The organism is Mesorhizobium sp. M0598, from assembly GCF_040320865.1.
Classification (GTDB): domain Bacteria; phylum Pseudomonadota; class Alphaproteobacteria; order Rhizobiales; family Rhizobiaceae; genus Mesorhizobium.
The window spans coordinates 1-1699 of record NZ_JAMYQL010000096.1; the positions used below are offsets into that span (position 1 = coordinate 1).

General features: G+C 62.6%; 2 protein-coding genes. Both read right to left on the reverse strand.

Annotated features, from left to right (window positions below):
* Positions 1-60 precede the first annotated feature (60 nt).
* Positions 61-432, reverse strand: coding sequence for a hypothetical protein (locus NKI59_RS34860; RefSeq protein ID WP_352709052.1), 372 nt, complete (start codon positions 430-432; stop codon positions 61-63).
* Positions 429-1532, reverse strand: coding sequence for an IS5 family transposase (locus NKI59_RS34865; protein ID WP_352709053.1), 1104 nt, complete (start codon positions 1530-1532; stop codon positions 429-431). Before NKI59_RS34865 ends, NKI59_RS34860 begins: the two co-directional genes overlap by 4 nt.
* Between the last annotated feature and the right edge of the window lie 167 nt (positions 1533-1699).

The window sequence follows — 1699 nt, forward strand, 5'->3', positions numbered from 1 at the left end:
CTGATGTTTGTGGCGATCTACATCGACCACGTTCTCACATCTCGACAGGAGCAGCCGCCCTCAATTTGGCTCGGGCGAGACCCCAATCACCCCATCTGTTGAAGAAGTCTGACGTATTGCCTTGAGGATGGCCTCGTCGCCGTTGTGGTAGGCGAATGTGATCTCGATCGAGCCGTCGTCGAGCAATTCGGCATAGCCGTCGCCTGTGACTTCATCCATCTCGTCACACCCGGCCCATGTGAAGTGAACTATCGAGGGGCTGTAGCTCAGTTCGAGACCGGCTTGCAGGGCGCCAAAGGCGATCTCGCCGTTGTTGTCGGGTCCGATGGCGATGGTTGCGGGTCCACCGAGGTTCAGGTAACCGCGATCCCACAGATCGGCTTCGATGATCCGCCAGCGGCCGATCAGTTGGCAGCCTGCGGGCACGGTCATTTCGACGCCGCCAAGAGCTTGGGCAGCCGCACCAGATTGTAGGCCGCGGCCGCGAAGGTGAAGGCCCACCCAACGCGGTCGCGGCCGCGCAATTTGGTCTTCTCCTGCCCGGCGACGGTCTTGATCCAGCCGAACGCCTCTTCGATGCGCTTTCTGATGCGCTGGCTGACGGCATAGCCACCGTGGCGCGTGGTCCGGCGATCGATCGCGGAACGGCGGCCGTTCGTGTTCTGCGCCACGTGGGGTGTCACCTTCATCGAGCGCAACTCGTTGATGAAGTCCTCCGCGTCATAGGCCTTGTCGGCGCCGAGCGTGATCGCCTGCGGCCGGTCGGCGCGAGGTTCGATCATATGCAGGGCCGCCACTCGCTCGGCATGCCCGTCGGCCAGCGTCAGACAGGCATCGACCAGCAGGCCATGGCGGTTCTCCATCAGCCCATGTCCCATGAAGCACAACTTAGCCTCCTTGCCCCGCCCTTTGCGGTAGAGCCTGGCGTCGGGGTCGGTAGTCGAGGTGTGCGTCTCGTTCGATCGCCTCTCGCCGTGGAAGTCCGCTTCCGCATTGCGTCCGCCGCCGTCTGCCGGCGGTTCGCCATGACCGCCGCTTGGGCCGCCCTTTGGCTTGACGCTCTTCATCGAAGCCCAGGCCTCGATCAGCGTGCCGTCGACCGAGAAGTGATCCGTGGACAGGAGCTTCTTGACTTTGGGTTGCGCCAGCACGGCCGCCAGGAACTTCGCCGCGATATCGCCCTCCAGCAGCCGGTCACGGTTTTTGGAGAACACCGAATGGTCCCAGGCTGCGTCGTCGACGCCGATGCCGACGAACCAGCGGAACAGGAGGCCGTATTCCAACCGTTCCATCAAAAGCCGCTCCGAGCGGATCGAATAGAACGCCTGCAAAAGCATCGCCCGCAGCAGCTTCTCCGGCGGGATAGATGGCCGTCCGATCGGCGAATATAGCGCCGCGAACTCACGCTCCAGCCTCGACAGGGCTTCAGTCACGATCGTCCTGATCGCCCGCAATGGATGATTGCGCCGAACCCGGACCTCAAGGTCCACGTAGCTGAAAAGTTCGCCAGTTCGATCGTCGCCGCCGCGCACTCGCCACCTCCGAATCCCTTCGGAGCCAGTGAATCATTGCTGCGGTCCGGTGGCGAGGGCCTTTTTCAACAGATGGGGTGATTGGGGTCTCGCCCGAGCCAAATTGAGGGCGGCTGCTCCTGTCGAGATGTGAGAACGTGGTCGATGTAGATCGCCACAAACATCAG

Excerpts from the sequence above, each read along its gene's own strand:
- NKI59_RS34860 (WP_352709052.1), bottom strand. The coding sequence starts at position 432 with ATGACCGTGCCCGCAGGCTGCCAACTGATCGGCCGCTGGCGGATCATC.